This is a genomic window from Neobacillus sp. GCM10023253 (assembly GCF_042653105.1).
In the GTDB taxonomy this organism is placed as follows: Bacteria; Bacillota; Bacilli; order Bacillales; family Cytobacillaceae; genus Neobacillus; species Neobacillus citreus.
Genome location: NZ_JBHSHV010000006.1, coordinates 510,239 through 532,015 on the forward strand (window position 1 = coordinate 510,239; position 21,777 = coordinate 532,015).

General features: G+C 38.1%; 22 protein-coding genes. 7 read left to right on the forward strand and 15 right to left on the reverse strand.

Annotated elements, in window-relative coordinates; genetic code table 11:
* Positions 1 to 21: 21 nt before the first annotated feature.
* The 3 genes from ACFPA1_RS09775 to ACFPA1_RS09785 all read right to left on the reverse strand — a co-directional run bounded on the left by ACFPA1_RS09775 (position 22) and on the right by ACFPA1_RS09785 (position 4,067).
* Complete coding sequence (locus tag ACFPA1_RS09775) at positions 22 to 1,137, reverse strand: GerAB/ArcD/ProY family transporter (protein ID WP_378582404.1); 1,116 nt, start codon at positions 1,135 to 1,137, stop codon at positions 22 to 24.
* Between the two features lie 225 nt (positions 1,138 to 1,362).
* The gene (locus tag ACFPA1_RS09780; RefSeq protein WP_378582405.1) at positions 1,363 to 2,523 is read right to left on the reverse strand and encodes a Ger(x)C family spore germination protein; all 1,161 of its coding nucleotides are present in this window, start codon (positions 2,521 to 2,523) and stop codon (positions 1,363 to 1,365) included.
* A complete protein-coding gene (locus tag ACFPA1_RS09785; RefSeq protein WP_378582406.1) occupies positions 2,523 to 4,067 on the reverse strand; it encodes a spore germination protein in 1,545 nt (514 codons plus the stop codon). The genes ACFPA1_RS09780 and ACFPA1_RS09785 overlap by 1 nt, the downstream gene beginning before the upstream one ends.
* A 243-nt stretch (positions 4,068 to 4,310) precedes the next feature.
* Between ACFPA1_RS09785 and ACFPA1_RS09790 the strand changes: the two genes are divergently transcribed.
* Positions 4,311 to 4,688, forward strand: coding sequence for a hypothetical protein (locus ACFPA1_RS09790; protein WP_378582408.1), 378 nt, complete (start codon positions 4,311 to 4,313; stop codon positions 4,686 to 4,688).
* 50 nt (positions 4,689 to 4,738) lie between these two features.
* Here the strand turns inward: ACFPA1_RS09790 and spoIIP are convergent, their stop codons facing one another.
* Positions 4,739 to 5,890: a stage II sporulation protein P gene (gene spoIIP / locus ACFPA1_RS09795; protein WP_378582410.1), complete on the reverse strand. Its 1,152-nt coding sequence runs from the start codon at positions 5,888 to 5,890 to the stop codon at positions 4,739 to 4,741.
* A 577-nt stretch (positions 5,891 to 6,467) separates the two neighbouring features.
* Between spoIIP and ACFPA1_RS09800 the strand changes: the two genes are divergently transcribed.
* Positions 6,468 to 7,289, forward strand: a complete 822-nt coding sequence (locus ACFPA1_RS09800) for a hypothetical protein (RefSeq protein WP_213146053.1) — start codon at positions 6,468 to 6,470, stop codon at positions 7,287 to 7,289.
* 127 nt (positions 7,290 to 7,416) lie between these two features.
* On the opposite strand, the gene ACFPA1_RS09805 is transcribed toward ACFPA1_RS09800, so the two are convergent.
* Positions 7,417 to 7,542 (reverse strand): SDR family oxidoreductase, encoded by a 126-nt coding sequence (locus ACFPA1_RS09805; protein ID WP_378582501.1) that lies wholly within the window; start codon positions 7,540 to 7,542, stop codon positions 7,417 to 7,419.
* Positions 7,497 to 7,682 (reverse strand): hypothetical protein, encoded by a 186-nt coding sequence (locus ACFPA1_RS09810; protein WP_378582412.1) that lies wholly within the window; start codon positions 7,680 to 7,682, stop codon positions 7,497 to 7,499. Before ACFPA1_RS09810 ends, ACFPA1_RS09805 begins: the two co-directional genes overlap by 46 nt.
* A 64-nt stretch (positions 7,683 to 7,746) precedes the next feature.
* Between ACFPA1_RS09810 and ACFPA1_RS09815 the strand changes: the two genes are divergently transcribed.
* Positions 7,747 to 7,965, forward strand: a complete 219-nt coding sequence (locus ACFPA1_RS09815) for a hypothetical protein (RefSeq protein ID WP_378582414.1) — start codon at positions 7,747 to 7,749, stop codon at positions 7,963 to 7,965.
* A gap of 163 nt (positions 7,966 to 8,128) precedes the next feature.
* On the opposite strand, the gene ACFPA1_RS09820 is transcribed toward ACFPA1_RS09815, so the two are convergent.
* From ACFPA1_RS09820 to ACFPA1_RS09850, 7 genes are all read right to left on the reverse strand, one after another.
* Positions 8,129 to 8,506, reverse strand: a complete 378-nt coding sequence (locus ACFPA1_RS09820; RefSeq protein ID WP_378582415.1) for an SET domain-containing protein — start codon at positions 8,504 to 8,506, stop codon at positions 8,129 to 8,131.
* 99 nt (positions 8,507 to 8,605) lie between these two features.
* Entirely contained in the window at positions 8,606 to 9,622 is a 1,017-nt protein-coding gene (locus tag ACFPA1_RS09825; protein ID WP_213145637.1) for a DUF3231 family protein, read from the reverse strand.
* Between the two features lie 15 nt (positions 9,623 to 9,637).
* Positions 9,638 to 10,192 (reverse strand): CBO0543 family protein, encoded by a 555-nt coding sequence (locus ACFPA1_RS09830; RefSeq protein WP_378582416.1) that lies wholly within the window; start codon positions 10,190 to 10,192, stop codon positions 9,638 to 9,640.
* A gap of 91 nt (positions 10,193 to 10,283) precedes the next feature.
* Entirely contained in the window at positions 10,284 to 10,673 is a 390-nt protein-coding gene (locus ACFPA1_RS09835; protein WP_213145635.1) for a cupredoxin domain-containing protein, read from the reverse strand.
* A gap of 81 nt (positions 10,674 to 10,754) precedes the next feature.
* The gene (locus tag ACFPA1_RS09840; protein WP_378582418.1) at positions 10,755 to 11,759 is read right to left on the reverse strand and encodes a glycosyl hydrolase family 18 protein; all 1,005 of its coding nucleotides are present in this window, start codon (positions 11,757 to 11,759) and stop codon (positions 10,755 to 10,757) included.
* A gap of 676 nt (positions 11,760 to 12,435) precedes the next feature.
* Positions 12,436 to 13,566 carry a cysteine desulfurase family protein gene (locus ACFPA1_RS09845; RefSeq protein ID WP_378582420.1) on the reverse strand — a complete coding sequence of 377 codons (1,131 nt, stop codon included), beginning with the start codon at positions 13,564 to 13,566 and terminating at the stop codon, positions 12,436 to 12,438.
* A 235-nt stretch (positions 13,567 to 13,801) separates the two neighbouring features.
* Positions 13,802 to 14,680 carry an endonuclease/exonuclease/phosphatase family protein gene (locus ACFPA1_RS09850; RefSeq protein ID WP_378582421.1) on the reverse strand — a complete coding sequence of 293 codons (879 nt, stop codon included), beginning with the start codon at positions 14,678 to 14,680 and terminating at the stop codon, positions 13,802 to 13,804.
* A 286-nt stretch (positions 14,681 to 14,966) separates the two neighbouring features.
* On the opposite strand from ACFPA1_RS09850, the gene ACFPA1_RS09855 reads away from it, so the two are divergent.
* Both ACFPA1_RS09855 and ACFPA1_RS09860 read left to right on the forward strand, forming a co-directional pair.
* Entirely contained in the window at positions 14,967 to 16,784 is a 1,818-nt protein-coding gene (locus ACFPA1_RS09855; protein WP_378582423.1) for a bifunctional metallophosphatase/5'-nucleotidase, read from the forward strand.
* 267 nt (positions 16,785 to 17,051) lie between these two features.
* Positions 17,052 to 17,369, forward strand: a complete 318-nt coding sequence (locus tag ACFPA1_RS09860; RefSeq protein ID WP_378582424.1) for a hypothetical protein — start codon at positions 17,052 to 17,054, stop codon at positions 17,367 to 17,369.
* A gap of 182 nt (positions 17,370 to 17,551) precedes the next feature.
* Here the strand turns inward: ACFPA1_RS09860 and ACFPA1_RS09865 are convergent, their stop codons facing one another.
* Together ACFPA1_RS09865 and ACFPA1_RS09870 are read right to left on the reverse strand one after the other, a co-directional pair.
* Entirely contained in the window at positions 17,552 to 18,400 is an 849-nt protein-coding gene (locus ACFPA1_RS09865; protein WP_378582502.1) for a DUF1002 domain-containing protein, read from the reverse strand.
* Positions 18,401 to 18,757: 357 nt separating this feature from the next.
* Entirely contained in the window at positions 18,758 to 19,411 is a 654-nt protein-coding gene (locus tag ACFPA1_RS09870) for a TerC family protein (protein WP_378582426.1), read from the reverse strand.
* Positions 19,412 to 19,644: 233 nt separating this feature from the next.
* On the opposite strand from ACFPA1_RS09870, the gene ACFPA1_RS09875 reads away from it, so the two are divergent.
* Both ACFPA1_RS09875 and ACFPA1_RS09880 read left to right on the forward strand, forming a co-directional pair.
* Positions 19,645 to 20,226 carry a DUF421 domain-containing protein gene (locus tag ACFPA1_RS09875; protein WP_213145630.1) on the forward strand — a complete coding sequence of 194 codons (582 nt, stop codon included), beginning with the start codon at positions 19,645 to 19,647 and terminating at the stop codon, positions 20,224 to 20,226.
* A 533-nt stretch (positions 20,227 to 20,759) separates the two neighbouring features.
* Positions 20,760 to 21,734 carry a metal-dependent hydrolase gene (locus ACFPA1_RS09880; protein ID WP_378582427.1) on the forward strand — a complete coding sequence of 325 codons (975 nt, stop codon included), beginning with the start codon at positions 20,760 to 20,762 and terminating at the stop codon, positions 21,732 to 21,734.
* The last annotated feature ends 43 nt before the right edge of the window (positions 21,735 to 21,777 follow it).

A 21,777-nucleotide genomic window follows, 5' to 3' on the forward strand; every position in this document is an offset into this window, starting at 1 on the left:
CGTTTCAGTCTCCTTGCCCTTTTAAGTCTTCAATTTGTTACCTATTTTGTTTTTCTTATTGGATTGTTTTATAGTGTCTACCAATAAATAAAGTAAAGGAATGAACTCTAAAAAGTATAAAAAAATAGGCCATACGTAGTAAAGGAAGCTAGATAGCTCTGCAGTTCCGCTTGCCGTGTTTATAGATAATGCGACCATAACTGCTGCTAACGAAAACGTCAGAGGGCGGTGATCTTTTAAACGAAATAGATGGGCAAGAATTTGAACTGAAATAGTAAAAAAAACGGTCACCTTTAAAAAAACCATTGTTGCCCAAATCGAAATTAATAAATGATCCAAGTTTTGAATGAAATCCGCGATTCGAATGTAGCGAATCATCTCTAACATCGGATAGGTAAGATGGCTAGATAAATTCGGACCAAAAAGTAATAATAGCCAAATAATATTTTGTCCAATAAATATAGCAGAAAAAAAAGTCGCCCAAATGATTGACTTTAGTGTTTTATGTTTTTGAGTTAAATATGGAAATATAAAGAGTAAAATAACGACTTCTCCAAAAGATGGAGCAGTCTGGAAGCTGCCGTTAAAGATTCCTTGTCCGCTATGGTTCGTAACAAAAGCGATCCAGCGGTCCCATTGTAATTCCTTACCAATAAAAATCGCATTTCCGATATTCCCTATAATCACAAGATAAAATAGCCCTTGGGCAATCCGGAATAAATTTTCAAACCCTAAACGTGCTGTGACCGCTACAACCATTCCAAACATGCAGCCAACCGCCCAATTAGGTGTTCTTGGGAGATAAGTCTGCACGATGAAATCTTCATATTCTCTTAAAATGATTCCACTAATTTGCAGGAAGGAGACGAAAAAAAACACCATAATTGGAATATGAATCCATTTGGGAAGTATCTCACTACCATAGTGGACGAAAAATTCGTTTGGTCTTCGCGTCGCAAGTTTTATGACAAAATATGCTAGAATAATTCCTGCTAATCCGCTTATAAAAATAACGAGCACTGAATCGTATTGAGATAGGTAAATCAGGCGACTCGCTGCAAATCCAACTAATGTGGAGTAATAATGAAGAATGAAAAAAAGCATTAATTGATTTTGAGTGATCTGTTCTGTCTTCAAAGGAGTCCACCTAACCTAAAATTTTCTGTTGAATCGGTTCAAAAATGAACTGAATCAAATCACTTGGACTGGGCATATGCTCGAATAATACAGTAGAAATGCAATAAATACAGGAAGCCCCTAGGGTACAAAGGACAATCCAATAGGTTCTTTTTTTCCGTTTTTTACTTTTTAAATACGTCAACTCATATCCAAAGATAATGAGAAATCCGATAATAATTAAAATCATAAACTTTTTTCCTTTTCCCAGAATGAATTGTTTTCAGCACCTAGTCGTTTAATATGCAAATCAACCTGAACATTCATTTTTACTTTTTCATGATAAGATTCAGGCCAATCTTTTTTTACCATTTTCCATATTTTTGGTTTGTGCCAGGATAAGTATTCACTGAATTGGAAAACATCTGCTTTTACCTCTTGAGAAGTCTTTAAAGTGGCTTTAATTCTATTCCGGATTTGCTTTTCAGCTACATGCTCAAGTTGCGCCATTTGTTTTTCATTTGTTAAACTCATATTGGATTGAGATTCAGAAATATTCCCTTCCGCTTTTATATCCACATTAAATGTAAACGGTTCTTTTTTAGAAGGGCGGATCTTTGTATGTGCGTCCGTGACTAATAAACTGATTAACTGTTGATCGGCCGGGGCTTTTATAGTTACTTCTGCACCTTTTATCAGGTTGCGAAGCCAGAACGCTCCTCGGCCCACTTTTGCGTCTAATTTCCCGACCATTTTATAATTATGAAACAAAGCCATCTCCCCAGGAAGGACAAAAAGCCCCTCTTTCCCGCCCTCACTAAGCATTTTTATCCTTTTCTTTGATAAAAGGCCGACAATCATATCTCCGCTAGTTGTTTCAAGGAAGTCTTTTGGTGTTGTATCGACTGTCACCTTTCTTTGGGCAAATGATATGGGAATGGTGGTTGGAAATCGTTCAAATATCGGAGTCAATTCTTCGATATCTTTTGCTTTTCCTGGTGCAATTAATAAAGTTTGATTGATATTCAAATTTGGTTCGCGGAGAACAAATTCCAATATATCCCTGATACCGTCCCTAGCCATTTCTTCGCTGATGATAATGATCCGCGTATGCCCCCAACTAATATTTCTGGTAAGGGTGGCTTGTATTTTCTTATAGGCTTCCGTAAAAGTTTTTCCAGTTGCAGATTGAAGCGAGTATGGTTTTCCTGTTGTACCGGCACCACCGAGATCACTAGGGACAAGGCGATTAGGCAAGGCAAAAGATAGGCTTATCTCCATGTGGCCATTTGCGGCCTTATCAACGTAGATGCCGGAGACAAAAGCGCGTTCATTAAGTTCAAATTGTGACCAGCAGCCAGTTAAAAAACAAGGGCATAACAGGATGAGCCATTTGAGTCTTTTCATTAATCTTCATCACCTTCGGATATGGTTTTCTCGATGTTAGAGCGAATACGATCATTTGACCCGGAAAAGGAGGGCCGGCGCTGCATCTTCCACCATGGAGCGCGGATGAAAATATCCTTTAAATCGCTAGTTCTAAGCGGCGCTGTTGGTGAAAGATAAGGCATTCCAAACGAACGTAAGCTTACTACATGAATATAAATTAAAATGGTACCAATCATTAAACCGAATATTCCAAATGTGCCTGCTAAAAACATAAGTGGAAATCGAAGCAAGCGGACGGAAAATCCTAAATCATAACCAGGTATGACGAAGGAGGCAATCCCGGTAATTGAAACAATGATCACCATAATGGCAGAAACAATCCCTGCCTGCACAGCTGCTTGGCCGATGATAATTGCACCTAGGATCCCAATCGCCTGCCCTACCGCTTTTGGAGTACGAATCCCTGCTTCCCGTAAACCTTCAAAAGCCAGTTCCATCAATAAGGCTTCCACAATACTTGGAAATGGGACATTTTCCCTTGATGCAGCAACACTTAATAATAAACTGGTAGGAATCATTTCCGGATGAAAGGTGGTAATCGCTATATAAAAAGATGGAAAGGTTAGCGAAACGATTAACCAGCCATAGCGAAGCAGGCGAATAAAACTGGTAAGGAAATACCGTTGATAATAATCTTCAGCAGCTTGGAGAAACATGTAAAAATTCACAGGTGCTATAAGCGGAATGGGGTCACCATCCACAAAAATAACCACTCTGCCTTCCAGTAAGGCTGCTGCCGCCACATCCGGCCGTTCTGTTTTTTGTGATTGAGGAAACGGTGAAAATGGCCGATCGTCAATACACTCCTCAATATAGCTGCTCGCTAAAACGCCATCGATTTTAATCCTGTTTATTCTTTGTTTCACTTCTGCTATTAAATCTTCTCGACAAAGCCCTTCAATATAACTAATAATGACCTTTGTTTTTGTATAATCTCCGATGACAAGTTGTTCCATTTTTAAGGCAGGGGATTTTATTCTTCTCCGAACCATGGTGACATTCGTATGTATATCCTCCAAAAATGCCTCTCTTGGCCCCCTGATGACATTTTCATTCGTGGTTTCACTACCGGTCCGCTTTTCGAAGTTTGTTAAAGGAAAGGCGATCATCCGACTGTCGCCTTCGAAAAAGACAATAATTTTTCCATCTAATATCGTTTCTGCAGCTTCCTCCATATCAGAAAGGACGCTGGTACACATTGTACTAATGGACTGTAAATCCAGAACTTTATGAATCAATTCACTTGGTGATGAAGCAAAGTTCGGCGAAACAATATATTTTAACACTTGCTCATCAAAGACTTGCTGATCCACCATACACTGTATAAACACAATACCGCAGCGCGTTTGATTGGCAGTTAATTCGTGAAAGGTGATGTCAATACTTTGTTGGAAGATTTCTTTAAACCATTCCATTCGCACATCAAAATCCGCCCCTAAAAAAACCTTTTTATTTTCCTTTTGGGTTTGCTGCAACCCTTTCAATTTTGAAAAAAACGACATCCTACTCACTCCACGAACTTTTTGTTAGATTTCCCTTTTTTAGTAAAAGTATTTTCTAAATAAAAAAACGGTGAATTAGTTGATACACCGTATTTGCTTCAAATAATAGTTGTAATGGAACCTGAATAGACGAAACGATATTTGTAAAGCCTTCTAGTAATGTTGTTGATGGAGGAAATATGTTTTCATATGTTTTCATTTCGAGGAGATGCTCATAAAATTTACCTGAAGCTAAAAAGGGCATTGAACAATGAACAATCATTTAAATCAGTAAAGGAAATTGACCAAATCGAACAAATTCAGAGCTTCTACATTTCTATTGATAGTCCTACATTAAAAAAAATATATTTATGCATGATAAAAGAGAAAAATGGCTCCGGAATTATACCTATTCTTGTATCTTCTGGCCCATGGCTGCTACTTCTCTTTTCAGAGCAATTACAAAAATTTCTCTTCAAAGAGGGAAGTGTACTTTGGATTTACTTTGCTTTCGCCTATATATTCATCCTTACCATGAGCGTGATTCTTCACTTTCATGAAAAATCTTGGGCTTCCGTTCATATCGAAATCATCCAAGAAATTTTACAGGACCGAAAAGAGCAATCTAAGGTAGAAAGTTGATAAAAAAACAGACCATCATTTTGATGATCTGTTTGCTGGCTTCGAATTGCCTAACCACTGCCATTCACTACTTTGGATTCATTTGATTTCCAATAATAATTTGCAAGTATCTCCGCAAATACATCAATCGTATTATGAAGTTCATTCAAATTATTATCTACACCACCTATTTCCAGCAGCATTGCCTTATTTGATAAATCTTGATTGTATACACCGTTCCCATCCTTATACGTTTTTAGAAATACCCCTCTACTGATCCCAGGATATTTTTTTTCTAACTCTCCGTTCAGTTCTTTGGCCACCTCCAGATTTTCGAGGTAATTTTTGTTTTCTTTTCCTACTACAAAATAGAGCCTTGCATAGCTTGTACCATTGATCGTTTTAGTCGTAATTTCTTTTCCTAGCGAATCACGGTGTATATCAATAAAATATTTTAATTGGTGATTATTGGCTGTTGCAGCTTCGACAATCTCTCGGGATTCTGTATATGCTTTTGTTGATTCCCATCCTTTTTTCAATAATTCTTGCGTCATATTTGATTTGTCATGCTCAACGCCGATTCCTTTACTCATTAAATCACTTGCTAAACGATTTCCTAACCCAATCACATTTACTCTTTCATCCGAGCTTATGGCATCGTCAGGTATTTTTGCATCATTTAAAACTGGAAGGAATGACTCCCAGCTATGGGATTGATAAATAAATACGGTTTTGTTTTCGGGATTTTTAAGCTGGCCATCGTCGGTTCGTTGATTTTCTTTTAATTTCTCTTCAGATGCTTGTCTCTCCTTTAATAAAGCCTTATTTGGAGGAGCCGATTCTTTCGGAAGGTTCCTTAGGTTAGTCCCCTCCCCGGCTACGACGATCTCTGTTTCATGCATTCTTAATCCAGGTATTTCATTGCCTAAGTACGTTCTTATATCTGTTGGTTTGATGGTGGTTGCTATTTGGAATGCTACATTTGTTATTTTTGGGATGGTAAAAACAGGAGTATTCAATTTTCGGAAAAAGGAATGGTTCTCGGCTTTGAAAAATTCAACAAAGAGTTTCTGTCCATTTAAGATTCCGATAGAATTACTCATTTTTAGGGAAGTAATATTTACTTTTAACACAACAACCAATGAAATAGTGAAGAACATTAATAGAACAACTAGGACAGAACGATAAATAAATTTTAGTGGGATGATTTTTAGCGGATTCAATGGAAATACCTCCTTATCTCATGTGTATGAGTGAATAAGGAGTTTAGGAGGAAAAATAGAGTATTTTATTTTTACAATATAGTTACTTTATTACAGGTGTGAAAAGCAAAAGCCAGCACCTTTAAAAGGCAAACTGGCTTTAGATCATCACACAAATATCCATTACCATGTCATTCTCCTTCTGTATATGCTTCCGATGTTTTATCTTTGCACTCCCAGCATTCCGCACGATTTCTCTCCATAACTGATAATTCCTCACCACATGAAATACAAATATCCATCGATCATGCCCCCTTTCCACTGTTTTGTCCTTAAAAACCACCAACTTCATTTAGCAACTATTGTAGTTACATTATATTCTGAAAATTAGAACATGCATATTTTAATTATGTTACAGATTCATTTCATAGTATTTTTCTTATCACTGATTTCGGTTTACATAATAAAATTATTGTTAATTTTTTCTAGTGAAGTCAAAATTGGAATATACTGTAAAAAATTTACACGAAAGTCTATTCGAAAGTCCCGCTAAATATAATTTTATGTATATCCTTTTTTTGGAAAGGGTGGGTTACCTCTGAAAAATTATATTTGCGAGACTTGTGGTGTTCAGTATGAAAGTTCAATGGCAGAACCAGAGCAATGTCCGATTTGTAATGAGGAAAGGCAGTATGTAAATCCGAATGGGCAGTCGTGGACCACGTTGGAGAAAATGGCTAATGAAGGCTATCAAAATAGGTTTACTTTTGAGGAAAAAGGTCTATTCAGCATAACCACTATTCCAAAGTTCGGAATTGGTCAAACTGCTTATTTGGTCCAAAGTGCGGGTTTCAATTTATTATGGGATTGTATCACTTTTATTGACGAAAGTACCATTAAAAAGATGAAGGATTTGGGTGGACTGCAGGGAATTGCACTATCCCATCCGCATTATTACTCTGCACAAGTTGAATGGGCAGAGCTATTCGATGTGCCGATTTATATACATGAGGATGATAAAGAATGGGTCATGAGGCCAAGCGATAAGATTCTTTTCTGGTCAGGTGAATCCCTTGAATTGCATAAAGGGGTCATTATTCACCGTCTAGGCGGACATTTTAAAGGTGGATCAGTTTTAGAATGGAAGGATGGGAATGAGCAAAAGGGAATTTTACTGTCAGGTGATATCATCCAAGTTGTCGCCGACAAAAACTGGGTCAGCTTTATGTATAGTTACCCTAATCTGATCCCACTGCCTGCATCTAAAGTGCGTGAGATGGCCAATATCGTAAAAAAATTGAAATTTGACAGATTGTATAATGCTTTTCATGGCATAGTCAAAAAAGATGCCAAAATAGCAGTACAGAAGTCAGCGGACAGGTATATTGATGCGTTAAGTGGGACGTTGTTTGATACTTAATCTGTACTTCGTTTGTTTGGTTTTATTGATGCCGAACCGGCCCACTTTTCTCTGTTCCGGGCACCAATTCTCCTTTTCAAAAAACAAAACCTCAAACTATTGTATGAGTTTGAGGTTTTGTTTCAGGTTAAAATGCACCCATGCCGCCGTCGATTCGATATTGGGCACCTGTGATGAAAGCACTCTCATCAGAAGCTAGGAATAATACTAAATTAGCAATGTCAGCGACTTCTCCGTACCGTTTAAGCGGTATGCTTTTGCACCCCCAGGGTTATCCGGACTAACTCCGCTTTCTAAAGACCGCATCATTCTCGTATTGACTGGCGAAGGATGAATGGAATTCACTCGAACGTTCGCGCCAGCTGCCTCAAATACTAGAATAAGTCCAACCAAAAAATTCAACTAAATGGCAAATAAAAGTTAAATTGTTAGCATATAATGATGGCGGGTGATGGATATGGATCGTTATCTCGAACAATCATTTGACATCAGGTTTTTGAAAATCGGGATTATCGCCAATGCGGGAATTTTGCAAATTGGTACGGGGTCAGCTGCAACGATTCCCAAAACTACTCCAGTCGGATATACGACAATCGGAGAGACTGTCGCTCCACTTTTGGCACCACCGTCTGTTCCATTGCAAGCACCAATACGTGATATTGGAAAAGGTTTGTAATTAGAAAGTTTAAGGGATTCTTTAAATTTCAGTTATAATTGCATCTAATTTATCAGCGATTTTGTAAATAAAAAAGAAATGACTCATAAAATAGAGCCATTTCTTTTTTATTTGTGCATCTCTATCCTATTTATTTCTTCCAAAAAATAATGAATCAAAATAACTAGTCCTGATTAAACCACAGTGGATCCTTGTTATCCACTTCCCCATTATAATTAATTAGAATTTCATCCCCTGCTTTTATATCTGTGTAAGCGTAGAACTCAAAGGTATGATTATCAAAATTAATCTCATAAAATGCATTGGGCTCGTATGAATGGTTAAACAACATTCCATAACCTAGAAGGATCGCAGAATGATTGATCCCATACTCAAAAGTGTAATCAGCAAGTAAGGTTTTCTCTATATGTTGATGCTCCTCATTTGGATAAGCAATGACAGGTGCTTCGTGTAAAAGCGTTCCTTTTTTGATATCACATGTAGCAAATACTCCTCTATCGAATTCTCCATCACTTAGTGGAGATTTTTTTATCTCAATCATGTTGTTCTCCTATTCATCTTTAAAATTTTCTTACTAAACTGTACCATTAATTTGAACATAATGCTCTTTTTTTTACGCTCTTTTTTAAAATAAAGTATTCTACCTTTTCACTATATTTTGATTTCTAAGTGATTCTCTATCAATCGATTGGGGGGGTTTTTCAAACCACCCATGATCAATTAAGAGTTTTGCACCTTCTTCAGCAAAGGCCCCGACTCTAATAATGTAGCCTTCATAATTAACCGTTAAGTCCTTTCGAAATGATGAAGCTATGGCAATTCCAAAATCTCCAAGACCAATAGCACTTTGTGCACTTGTATGAAATAACATTAGTTTATCGGAAAAAGGTGGGTCTGTGCTATTGGTAATAGTAGAATCCCATGTAGAGGGATATGAATTATCATCTTCTTTTAGTTTTATCATAAAATCTTCCACCATTTTCTTTCCTAATTCATATCCATCTTTAAAGTAGTCACTAATTTTTTTAGATTGAGCGACTTGGCTAAATCCTAAAAGTATTGTTTTGGCCACATTTGCCACTTCAATATTAATTCCTAAATGGGCAATTTCTATTCCAAGAAGCGGTCGCCGATGACCTATAAGACCACCAAGAAATTTTCTCTCTGTTATGTACTCAATTTTATCAGGATAAGAAATATAAGGGGATCGGATAAAAACCCCTTTTTCCTGCATCAGTTCTGCATTACGGTCATATAACATTTCGGTTTGAGAATAAAACTGTTTGAATAAGTCACGGACATCTTTACGGGCAGAAATTGACTTAGCCAAACTATAGGAATTCAATCCCGTTCTACCCATATGCTGTAAGTAACGCAAATATGTTATATCCGAAAAAAGCTTCTTTGCTTGCAAGTTCACATCCTGGTCCCCAAATCCATTTGGAAGAGGAATACCTTCTTTTGTAAATAAATCCGATATTTGTGCCACATGGTCTTGGGAAAACTTTAGCGCAATTTTAATAATAGGTTTAACGTCCGGATCTTCGCAAGTTTGTAAAAAATGTTTTAGAACACAAATAGACATGGTGTCACCAATATAGGTACTCCATAACATCGAAATTTCAGCAGATGTTATTTTGGGTATGTGTTTAACCATGAATTTTCCACCCCATCACATAGATTTAGATTTTCGATTTATTACTTGAACTAACCATTTTATAGATACAGCCTTTGCAACATAAATTGGAAGTGAATAGATGTATTTCCAGCTTTCTAATTTATAAATGTTAAGCCAAACTGACAAAGGTTCAAATATAAAGGTAAAAATAGTTGCCATTACTAAGTTAACAATGATAAATGATTTCCATGTTTTGCAGAATTGATAAACCGTCATATGGGCCACGATAAGTATTCCATAATCAACTGCGACTAATCTTGGTATCACCTGTAACAATTTATAGGGATATGACCACAGGTGAGCATTAACACCTATATCATCCAACAGTCCAACCAAAAGCATTAATAAAGTGCCAAAAAGTACAATTTCCTTTAATCTAGCTTTATCAACGTACCTCCACCATATAATCCATGGAAGAATAAAAATTATCAAAAGCAGCCACCATTGAAATGTAAACAAATCATGATGAAGCCAATATTCATTTTTCATTTCAGTTAACTTATATTCGATTTTTTGAATTTCATCATAACTTGGATAGGCTGCTTTCAACTTCTTCACTCTCTCGTATCAGATGCTTTTATTATCCCCTTTTCAGGTACCATTACCCATAAAAAAAGCAAGGCCCGATTGGCCCTGCTTGTTATTTGACTATTACTTTCCCGGCCATTCCTTCCTGTAGATGATATCGACATATCAGATCATATGTACCGGACATAGTCGGTTTCACAGTAATGGTTTTTTCTGTTCCCGGCAGGACTTCAACGTCAATTTTGAGTTTTTCCACTGTAAAGGTGTGCTTTTTCTTTCCTTTGTTTTTCAATAGTAACGTTGTCGTACTCCCATTCGGAATAGTGATGTCTTTCGGCATAAAGTAATCATCGTTCAACTCGACCTCAATTGCTTTGGCTGACTCAATAGGCTGTGTTAGTTTGCCGGTTTCGGCAAATACACTGAATGAGCTTGGAGTTGTTACAACTAATACCATCGCAAACATAACAGCCAATCCAGCTAACCACTTTTTTACAGACATTCGCACTCCCTCCTTTCCTATGGCTATTTTTTTCATAATTATTAAATATTATCAAAATTAATTGGTCTCAACGTGCCTAATTCACTTTTTTACTTTTATTTTCTCAGGAATCGTCTTCCAGTACTCTGGGTCTTCTAAACCGAGTCGCCAAATCCCAATTCCCCGTAAGTTATATTTTTCAACAAGGTCTAGCTTATACTCCAGACTATCGCTATTCTCAAACCAAACCTGATGGCTATGTTGTTCTTGATCCACATAACTGAAATGAGGTGTTTTCGAATGGGAGTCCCATAGAACTTTAGCTTTATATTTTGTTTTCTGTGCTATTAACTCTTCATAAGAGCTATACTTGCCTTTGCCTGCTGTTGTATCCCAGTCCCATCCATAACCAGCGATTCCGAGTAAAATTTTTGCTGGTGGGACTTCATGTTTCAAAGCATACCGAATCGTTGCTTCTGTCCAATCGACCGATGCGGTTGAACCGGGTTTTGTTCTTGGGTTATGTTCATCGTACGTCATAATCATTAACCCATCTGAATATTGGCTAAGCTTTTCGTAATCAAACCATGGTGACCAGGGATTAGCACGGGAATCACCTGTGTTTGCCGGGACTGAAACCGTCACTACTTTTCCATCACGATGCAGTGTATCAGATAAATTTTTTACCATTAGACTAAAGGAATCCCGATCAGACAAATTCAGATTTTCCATGTCAATATTAATACCGTCATAATTAAACTGATTGACTTCATTGCGTAAGTTCTGAATGAAAACATCGCGGTTTTTTTCATTATTGAGTACATCACTCGCAACCTGCTTGCCTTTCTCCACGGTTTCGTAAAACAGATTATGTACAACCATATATACCTTTAGTTTTTTTTCATGAGCACTCTGAATAACCTTTGTCTTATGATCTGCTTGAACGGAACTTATAACACTTCCCGGACTTTTATCGTCAAGCTTATACCAAAAGGGTGCGATGCTGCTTAAACTTTTGTATTGCGAGTCCACTGTAGGCTGCGACCCTGGAAACGTTCCTTCCTGTTCTGTGTAAAAACCTAAAACTTCACGAGGAGTTTTTTCCATTTTGTCCACCCCTTTTGATTGTGACTGCCTACACGATGACATTAATAATATGGCCAAGCATATCGAAACGATGGTGAATGACCGATAACAAAACTTCGCCATAATACCCCTTCTTCCAATTCGTATATTATACTTAAGTTGGTAAGAAAAGGTGTAACTTATTCACAAGTGAGGCATGGGGGCGGTTCGAGACCAATGAAAAAACACTCCTTCCCCTTGGCTTCTTTAAGATGAACTGCCTTAAAAGTAGCGTACCGGTCAAAATAAGCAGCCCTATTCTGCCCGTGAGGCCAAAAAAAGAAGCGTAACGGTAAAAATAAGCGGTCTATTCTTCCCGCGAGCCCTAGAAAAGAAGCGCATCGGTCAAAATAAGCAGCCCTATTTTGCCCTTGAGGCCAATAAAAGAAGCGCATCGGTCAAAATAAGTGGTCTATTCTTCCCCTGTGCCTTAGAAAAGTAGCGTAACGGTCAAAATAAGCAGCCCTATTCTGCCCGTGAACCATAGAAAAGAAGCGCACTGGTAAAAATAAGCCATCTATTTTGCCCTTGAGTTCAAGAAAAGTAACGCTCCAGCATCTTAGGATCATTTTTCAGTGGTCTCGGACGGTTCTTTTGTCTCATTCTGAAATAACATAAAAAGGACAACAGTTGAATCTCACTGTTGTCCCTGATAACTTTAATCTATCGTTTCCCTTAACCATTGCAATACCTGATTGATTTCATCCTTCGTCGTATACCTGCCCAAACTAAAGCGGATGGCCCCCATTCCAACCTTTTCAGGAACGGCCATCTCCTTTAATACCGGTGATAATTCGATGCTGCCGGCATGGCATGCCGAACCGGTTGAGGCCGCTAACTGTGGGATCGCCGCCAGCAGATCTTGTCCTATTTTTTCGACAAAGCTTACGTTCAATGTATTGGGCAGACGCTCCTCAGGATGTCCATTTAACTGAACTCGGTCCCCGAACTCTACTTTTAATCCGCTCCAAAAATAGTCCGTGAGTTCCTTCAGGACGCTATTTCCTACATGGGTTTCAGCGATTTCACACGCTTTTCCCAAGCCAACTGCCAACAATGTATTTTCCGTCCCTGCCCGGAGCCCGAATTCGTGACCGGCCCCATGAATGAGCGATTCCAGTTTGATTCCATCTTTTATATAAAGCGCTCCAATTCCTTTAGGGGCATAAAGCTTATGGCCGGCGATGGTCAACATATCGACCTTTAACTCGTTCACATTAACAGGCACTTTCCCGACTGATTGAGAAGCATCCGTATGGAAGGCAATCCCGTGCCTTTCAGCAAGATTTCCAATCACTTGAATCGGCTGTAAAGTCCCAGTTTCATTATTGGAGTGCATAATCGAAATCAGTATGGTGTCCTCCGTGATGGCTTGCTCAATTTCTTCGGCTGACACTCTCCCGAATTGATCCACGCCTACGTAGGTGACCCTCGCCCCGATTTGCTCGAGAAATTGGCATGGATTTTTCACTGCTGGATGTTCTACTTTAGATGTAATGATATGGTTGCCTTTACTTTTATTCTTAAAATAATAGCCTTTTAATGCCAGGTTATTGGCCTCACTGCCCCCACTTGTAAAAATGACTTCCCTTGGCGAACAGCCAATTAAGTCAGCAACCTGTTCCCTTGCCTTCTGTAACCATTCTTTCACTGGTGCCCCAGCCCAATGCAGCGCTGATGGATTTCCATAATAGTCATGCAGGAGCGGCATCATGGCATCAATTACTTCAGGAGCCAGAGGTGTACTTGCGTTATAGTCCAAATAAATTTGTTGCATATACCGATTCATTCCTTCCCCGGAGGATTCCCATTTCCCAATTAAACTTTCATACTGTTCTACTAGTTTATTGTATGTATTCTATGTTTATTTTACGAGGGTTCGGCATTTATCACAAGTTCCGCAGCTTTCTTCACTTCATTTCATTCAGCTAACTATTTGAAACACGAGAACCGTCCCCTTATTCAAAAAAATACCCGCCAAGCCATTACAGCTCAGCGGGATTTTCTGATTCCTTCGGAAGCATTTAGTTTCCACCATTTTCATATGGTTCTGTTCTCTCCAATACAATTTCTGCAGTTATGGGTAGGTGATCCGATGCTAACGTTTTTATTACTTCTTTTTCTACTGTTTTAATTTCAGCTGATGTAAAAATAAAATCAATTCGTTTGGTAGGATTTACTGCAGAATACGTATAAGCTTCAGGCTTATCATAAAAAACGTCAAGATAATGACCATACATCGGCTGCATTTCAATGCTATCTGGAACAGCATTTAAGTCTCCCATTATCACTTTTGGCCCTTCAGATTCTCCTGCTATAGAAATAATTTCCTTAATCTGTATTTGTCGTTCTGCAGTTGTCAACGCCAAGTGTGTATTATAAAAATGAAGATGATTTCCTTTTACATTAATAGTCGCTTCAAGGAGACCACGCTGTTCCGTGTTTCCGATTTTTGTAAGGGGATGGTTTTCAGAATGCAAAATAGGATATTTGCTTAAAATTGCTGTCCCATACTGCCGGCGTGGCTCACCTTCATGTAATGGATCTCTGTCCAGGTTAGCTGCATAAACATAAAACATTCCTAAACGATTCGCAAGCCACTTTGCCTGGTCTTGAAAATCACTGCGTTCTGACCAATGGTTGTCTACTTCCTGAAGTCCGATAATATCTGCCTCTTCATCCTCAATGACCTTTGCAATTCGTTCCAGATCCAATACTCGGTCAACACCTTCAGCGTGATGAATGTTATAAGACATTACCTTTACGTTGACTGATTGTCCTCTAGGAAACTCCATTTCAATCCCTGCTGCTTTTGTCTGCACCCCTGTTAAAGTAACCATAAAAAATGCCATAGACAGAAGGCTTAGCATCCATTTCCCTCTTTTCTTTGTGCCGATTTTCATTCTCTCATCCCTCCCTGATTGTTTTCTTTCTATTAAATATTACTTGATCAATTTGAAGTATTGATTTCTGACGTGTAAAAAGCGCATTAAAAATTGTTAAGAACTGGTAAAGTAATCAGTTTTGTTCCCCAAGATTTTATGAACAACCATGAACAGCGTACTTCCATTCGCATTCTATAAATAAATTAAAGGAGATTGAATTTTCAATATTTTTACCCTTCCTTAACTACCATTTAACAATTATTTGCTACCATTTTCTTGTAACTATCATTTAGGGGGAATGAAATTGAAAAAGTCGTTCAAACGTCTATTTGCTGTCACTACTGCCGCGGTCCTTGGCGGTGGAATCCTAATGAACTCTTCACAAACTCTCGCATCCAATAATGCTGGACAAGCGGTGTCCAATCAAGGTCTGGGCAACAAAGACCTTGTCAATTTGCAATTATTAAGTTTGACAGACTTGCATGGCTACCTTCAAGCCTTCAATGACAAGTCGAATGGTCAAATCATGACTACAAACGGGCCGCTTACAGTTGGTGGTGCAGCGTATTTGGCCGCCCATATCAAAAACTTAAAAGCAGGTCACGAAAATTCAATCCTTTTTTCCGCTGGGGACGATTTCAGCGGTTGGCCATTTGAAGTGGCATCTCATCATAATGAGCCAACCATCGAATTCCTTAACGCGATTGGATTGGAATTTTCTGCGGCTGGCAACCATGAATTTGATGCTTCCAAGGAGTTCTTGACGGAGCATATCATGAAGGGAAAAAGCTTTGGAGTCCCAGGCGTTGATAGTTCATTTACTGACTCTACGGGAAAGAAATTCAAAGGAAGTGATTATGACTACCTTTCGGCGAATATTCGTGATGCAAAAACTGGGGAACTGGTGTTAAAGCCTTACACCATTAAAATGATCCATGATGGCAAGGGTCGTGCTATCCCTGTCGGTTTCATTGCTCTTACCACACCAACAACCATAACAGGGTCCACTTCGTTTCAAGAAGGGGTACTAACAGCGGATCCTCTCGTGGAAACAGCCAACCGGTATGCAAAGGAATTGCAGGAAAAAGGTGTTGAAACCATTATTGCTGTCGTCCATGAAGGTGGGTCGACCAAAAGCGATGGCTCTGACATTAACGGGTCTGACAGTCCTTTTGGTCCTATCTTCGATTTTGCAAAAGAAGCTTCACCGGCAATTGATGCGATTGTATCCGGACACTGGCATGCAAAGTTTAATGCCTTTATCGAAGATCCTGCCGGTAACCCTCGTCCTGTTGTAGAAGCCGCCAATCATGGACGCCTTCTTAATGAAATCAACTTGTCGATTGATCCAAATACAAAGGACGTTGTTCGCAATTTAACTACGTCTACAAACCACCCTGTTACACGAGATCTTCCAGCTGACCCGGAGATTGAGAAGATGGTATCTTACTGGGTAGAACGTGGAAAGGAACGCTGGGCAGAGCCAATTGCCAAACTGACAGGCGATTTGACACGGGCTCGTAATGCAAACGGTGAAAGTACACTTGCCAATTTTGTGGCAGATGCTCACTATTATTCTGGTAAAAAAGCAGAGAATCCAGCCGATTTCGCTTTGACAGCCGCCAGTCCGTTGCGTGGGGATTTACTGTACAAAAAGGGAACAAATGCCGCTGACAGTGACGGGCAGATTCTATTTGGCGAAGCGTGGCAAGCCCATGGCTACCAAAATCCATTATTAGTCGTAACGTTAACTGGCCAGCAAATTAAACAAATCCTTGAAGAGCAGTGGAGAAAAAATGCAAACGGTACTGAAAGCTTTTACCCGCTGGCTGTTTCCTATAACGTCCACTATAGTTACGATAAAAGCAAACCAATAAATGATAGAATCGATCCAAAGACGGTTATCATTAATGGGGAGTCCCTAGATTTGAACCGCTCCTACAGAGTAGCTGCACTGGCGTATATGGTCATTGGTGCTGATGGATACCCGACATTTACACAATATCGCGAACCTGTTCGCACTGAAGTTGATTATTGGGCTCTCCAAAACTATTTAAAGGAGCAGAAGGTCATCGAACCGCCAGCATTAAACCGTGTAACATCTATAACAATTTCTCAATAAGTGATAAAGCTGGAAACATGATGATCCACGTTTCCAGCATTTTTTTTGCCCATAGTTATTTCTTCACACTTGGAATTGATAAAGGCTCTTGTAAAGTGAAAGAAGTTGTAGGTTTCGTTAATTGTCTATTAATTTTCAATTCAAAAAATTAAAGAGATTTTTCGATAGGATTAAGTTGTGTAAAGAATTGGAAAAATGCCTTCTTTTTTCCTTGAAGGCTTGTATGATAAGACTGTAAGACAATATGGAACTCGAGGAGGAATACAGATGAAAACTTTCAAAAAATGGTTATTTGCTTTGATGTCCGCATTGTTGTTACTGGGAGCTGCTACGGCATGCTCAAATGCCAGTTCAAAAACGGATGATCCGAACACGGAACAAAACGACGATAGTTTACAAAATGATGGATCTCAACAGGATGATGGGTCACAAGATGACGATAGTTCTCAACAGGATAATGGCTCACAGAATGACGATAGCACCCAACAGGATGATGATTCTCAGCAAGATGATAGTTCTCAACAGGATGATGGGTCTCAACAAGATGATGGTTCACAAAGTGAAGATGACAATTCTGGTCAATAAGGAAAAGTAGCAGGAAAAAGTGAACAAGACGGCTGCTGCCGTCTTGTTTTTCATAACAACTATCCTATTTATACATCTATCATTCAATCCACAATTATGCATTTCATTTCGAAAATCTTTCAGACGTGGAGGATATATCCTTCGTTTTTTGATTAGGAACACGCAAGAATAAATTTTATCCATTAATTAAATTGGGCACGAATCACTTCAATTGTCCGATTTAAGAAATCCTGCAGCTTTTGTAAAAATGACTGTCCCTCATCTGAATGTAAAAAGTTGGAGACTTTTTCTGCAGTATCACTTACCTGGTTCTTTACTTGGTTCCAGTCAATGTCCATCCCCTTCAGTTTGTTGAAGAAGTCTACTAACTTATTTAACTCTTCATTTGATAACGAAATCCCAAGCTCCGTTGCAGCTTGTTGAATGATTTCACGTATGTCTGCTTCAGTTTTTGGATCATTTTTAGCAATTTCATCCTTGACCTTTTCCATCAGAGCTGCGGCATTGTCCGCTCCAATAGAATCACCAAGCTGTGCGGTTTTCACCATTTCTTCATTGGCCGCTTTTTTGACCTCTTCTGGAATTTCTTTATTCGTGGTTGTTTCATAAGCTTTCATAATCCCCGTCAAAGCAGCCGTTCCTGATACTGCATAGGGAGCAGTAATCTTGATTGTTGCATCCTTTACCCCTGCTGTCATCAAGGCATTTTTATACATTTCCTCTGTAACCCAAGTAATATTATTCGTTTGAACCTTTAACCCGGAATCCTTAGCGTCGATTGTGATACTTGCTGATGAAATAGCTTTGTTGCCAATTTGTGCCTTGGGAACAAACTCCCCTAAATATTCATGCTCTTCTTGATTGGTTACTGTAATCATTTGCACGTTTTCCGGTGCCCTTAACTCTGCTAATATGTCATTTTTTTGCTGTTGTGTTAGGTTTTCTCCTAACGTAACAATGACATCTCCTTCTGATGCGTCTGCAAAGCAGATTGAAGGGATCGAGACAAGCATCGCTATAGCAAGAAACATTGCCTTCAATTTGAGTTTCAAAATAAAACCTCCTTAAAGCGCCATTTTTCATTGGATGAGTATCTTTTCTATAAAAATACCTCCTGAAAATTTGGCTTTGCATTATCATAACACTAGAGGTTTGGCATTTCATTATAAGAATCGGTAACAATTATGCCAATTCTATTAAGGTATTTACACAGTGGATAATAATGTTACAGCTAGAGTACGATTTCTTTACCGACCCATTGATTATCACAAAAAGACTAATGACGGCAGTGGTTCCAGATGTAACCATGGCCAAAAAAGTGATTTCACCATGCAAAAAAGGACAACCGTTATTTCCTAATGTTGTCCTATTTAACCTTATTTTTTTATCTAGCCTTCTTTTGCTGTATTTATCTTAGCAATAATATATCCAAAAACTATAACAAGAACAGTAATAGCAGTTGGTACCAATAAGTGAAAATCGTTTGGGAGTATTGGCTGGAATTTAGGCTCTCCTACCATCATTTCGCCTGCTGTCCATGCTAATATTCCAGCACCAGCATAGGTGATCATCGGGTACTTTTCCATGGCTTTTAATATGAATTGGCTTCCAAAAACGACGATTGGGATACTAACGATTACACCGATGAAAATCCCAGCTAAATTTCCTTTAACGGCACCGGCAATAGCTAGTACATTATCAAGGGACATCACTGCATCAGCAGTAATAATGGTTTTCACGGCGGAAATTAAACTTGACCCTCCTACTCTCTGATGATTTTCACCCTCATCAACTAGAAGTTTAATGGCTATATATACGAGAAGAAGGCCCCCAGCAAAAGTTAAGAATGGTAACTCTAGCAGGTACACTATTGCTACTGCAAAAATTAATCGTAAAATAATGGCTCCAACTGTGCCATAAAAGATTGCATTCTTTTGTTGTTTCTTTGGAACATTCCGAGCTGCCATTGCGATTACAACTGCGTTATCTCCACTTAATACAATATTGATTAAAATAACCTCCAAAAGCACCGCAAACGACAAACCAAATATCTCCAATTTAACCACCTCTGACTTAAGTTTAACTAAGCCATTATATTAATTTGGGGTTTATTAAAGACCACCTGATTTGGATTAATTGAAATATATTTTCCTTTATAGATTTACATATATAAATTATTTTAAGGAAAGCGGTACACCTGTATATTTAATAGAATAAAGGGGAAATATTAAAAAAAAACGTTTATTATAACGTCTAAATCGAGGGCAGCTATGAAATGAATTACATTTGGGAATCGATGGCAATTTTATTCACAGGAGTTTGCTTAATACGGATAGCCGGAAAAAAAACAGTGGCTCAAATGTCAGGATTGGAAGTTATAACAATTTTAGCGATTGCTTCCACAACTGGTCACGCTATTTCAGAACAAGGGTTAATTAAAACCATACTTGCCTTGTGTTCTCTTGTAGCAATTCTAATAACAATTCAGTTTTTAGCAATTAAATTTAATTTTGTTAAAAGATTATTGGTAGGGAAGTCAACACCAGTTATCCAAGATGGAAAAATTATTATTAATAATCTAAAAAAGCTACGCATCACCGTTGATCAGTTGGAAGCAAGGTTACGAGAAAATGGAATTTCTTCTATCACCGATGTTAAAACTGCATCCATTGAAATTACCGGACAATTTGGGTATGAATTAATGAATTATTCAAAGGCCGTAACACTCGGAGATTTAGAAAAAACTATAGATGAACTACAATCAAATATACTCCAACAACTTCGCATTATTGAACAAAGAGTTTCTAAGGAAACTGTTCAGGATAACACTCAAACACAAAACGAGCAGAAAAATTAAAATAATCACAAGACTGAACTTTACGGTCATTGTGGAAAATTTCAATAACAATAAATATCAATCCGGTAAAAATAATTTTCTTTACATACTGCATTAATAATTAGAGTTTCCATGTTCGCATTAAATAATTGAAGCCCGTTTGCCCTTGCACACCACCCCTTAATAGCTCAGACTTTAGAACGTAAAGGTCACATTATTGTTCACATTGTATTTATAGGATTAGGTACTTTTATTTTGATTAAACACGATACGTTCCGTTACGTTTTTAAATTCTAATTACCAATAAAAAACCAGCCAAAAAAATGGCTGGTTTTTATTTTTAAAACAATGAAACAAGTGACTCTTGTTCAACTTCCGTTACTTTTAAGTAGATTTCTTCACATTCTTCCACGAAGCCCCGTCCTTTACTAATATCTTTATTAATTTTTGTCACATTACAAAAACATAATGTACTTTTTACATTAGATTAATAAAGTAGACTCCAACTTCAAATATAATAAAGTAGAAGCTTACATTTTTAGAGGAGTGATGATATGGATACAACTTCTCACATCTTAATGGGGTTGGGATTAGGTGCCCTTGCTCAAATTGATCCGGTGATCGTTAATGATGCTGCCCTGGCACAAGCTGTTGTTTTAGGTACAGTCATAGGTTCCAATGCTCCTGATTTTGACTTTATGTATCTTTTGAAAGGAAAAGGCAGCTATTATCGAAACCACAGAGCATGGTCCCATTCTCTTCTTGCTTTACCATTATGGAGTGCTGTCCTTTCAGGAATTATTTTTTCCCTTTTCAATGTGCCGTCTTTTTCCCATCTATTCTTATGGACCTTCTTAGCCGTTATTCTGCATGTCTTCTTTGATTTGTTTAATGTGCATGGAACGCAAGTCTTACTCCCTTTCTCAAAAAAATGGATTGCCTTTGATTCGCTCCCCTTATTTGACCCAACGATTTCTTTCGTACATATCCTAGGATTTTGCCTGCTGCCTTTCAATGAACCTGGAAAAACCTTTCTTATTATCTATCTTTTTATCTTCCTATATGTTGTTGTCCGGACCATTTACGCATTTTTAATAAAAAGAAAATTAGAGCACCACTTTACCCGGTCCCTCCGGATTAAATTGATTCCACGTACGTTCTTGTTTCAATGGGATGTCTTAATCGAGACAAATACAGACTTTTTATTTGGCGTCTATTCTGAAGGAAGTCTACATATTGAGCATACTTTTTCAAAGGAAATAGACTTTCCAGAACTCGTTTCAGATAGCCAAAACCACCCTACCGTTTCCGATTTTCTTTCTAGCACACAATATGCCTTTCCGTTTGTTCGGTCTTGGAAAAATGGATACCTCATCTATTGGAGGGACCTTCGTTTTCGTACCAAAAAATTTTTTCCCACTGTTGCCATTCTAGTTATTTCGTCTGATTTTAAAATAAAGAATTGCTTTATCGGTACTTTGCATTCCTTGAAGCAATACAAACAGGTTGTTCGAAAACTAAAAATATAAAAAAGGGTGATCAAATGGAAAAAACATTATGGATGATTACTAG

Excerpts from the sequence above, each read along its gene's own strand:
- ACFPA1_RS09820 (WP_378582415.1), bottom strand. The coding sequence starts at position 8,506 with ATGATTGAGATAAAAAAATCTCCACTAAGTGATGGAGAATTCGATAGA.
- ACFPA1_RS09850 (WP_378582421.1), bottom strand. The coding sequence starts at position 14,680 with ATGAAAATCGGCACAAAGAAAAGAGGGAAATGGATGCTAAGCCTTCTG.
- ACFPA1_RS09780 (WP_378582405.1), bottom strand. The coding sequence starts at position 2,523 with ATGAAAAGACTCAAATGGCTCATCCTGTTATGCCCTTGTTTTTTAACT.
- ACFPA1_RS09835 (WP_213145635.1), bottom strand. The coding sequence starts at position 10,673 with ATGTCTGTAAAAAAGTGGTTAGCTGGATTGGCTGTTATGTTTGCGATG.
- ACFPA1_RS09880 (WP_378582427.1), top strand. The coding sequence starts at position 20,760 with ATGGATACAACTTCTCACATCTTAATGGGGTTGGGATTAGGTGCCCTT.
- ACFPA1_RS09840 (WP_378582418.1), bottom strand. The coding sequence starts at position 11,759 with ATGGAAAAAACTCCTCGTGAAGTTTTAGGTTTTTACACAGAACAGGAA.
- ACFPA1_RS09825 (WP_213145637.1), bottom strand. The coding sequence starts at position 9,622 with ATGGTTAAACACATACCCAAAATAACATCTGCTGAAATTTCGATGTTA.
- ACFPA1_RS09815 (WP_378582414.1), top strand. The coding sequence starts at position 7,747 with ATGGATCGTTATCTCGAACAATCATTTGACATCAGGTTTTTGAAAATC.
- ACFPA1_RS09860 (WP_378582424.1), top strand. The coding sequence starts at position 17,052 with ATGAAAACTTTCAAAAAATGGTTATTTGCTTTGATGTCCGCATTGTTG.
- ACFPA1_RS09875 (WP_213145630.1), top strand. The coding sequence starts at position 19,645 with ATGAATTACATTTGGGAATCGATGGCAATTTTATTCACAGGAGTTTGC.
- ACFPA1_RS09785 (WP_378582406.1), bottom strand. The coding sequence starts at position 4,067 with ATGTCGTTTTTTTCAAAATTGAAAGGGTTGCAGCAAACCCAAAAGGAA.
- ACFPA1_RS09845 (WP_378582420.1), bottom strand. The coding sequence starts at position 13,566 with ATGAATCGGTATATGCAACAAATTTATTTGGACTATAACGCAAGTACA.
- ACFPA1_RS09865 (WP_378582502.1), bottom strand. The coding sequence starts at position 18,400 with ATGTTTCTTGCTATAGCGATGCTTGTCTCGATCCCTTCAATCTGCTTT.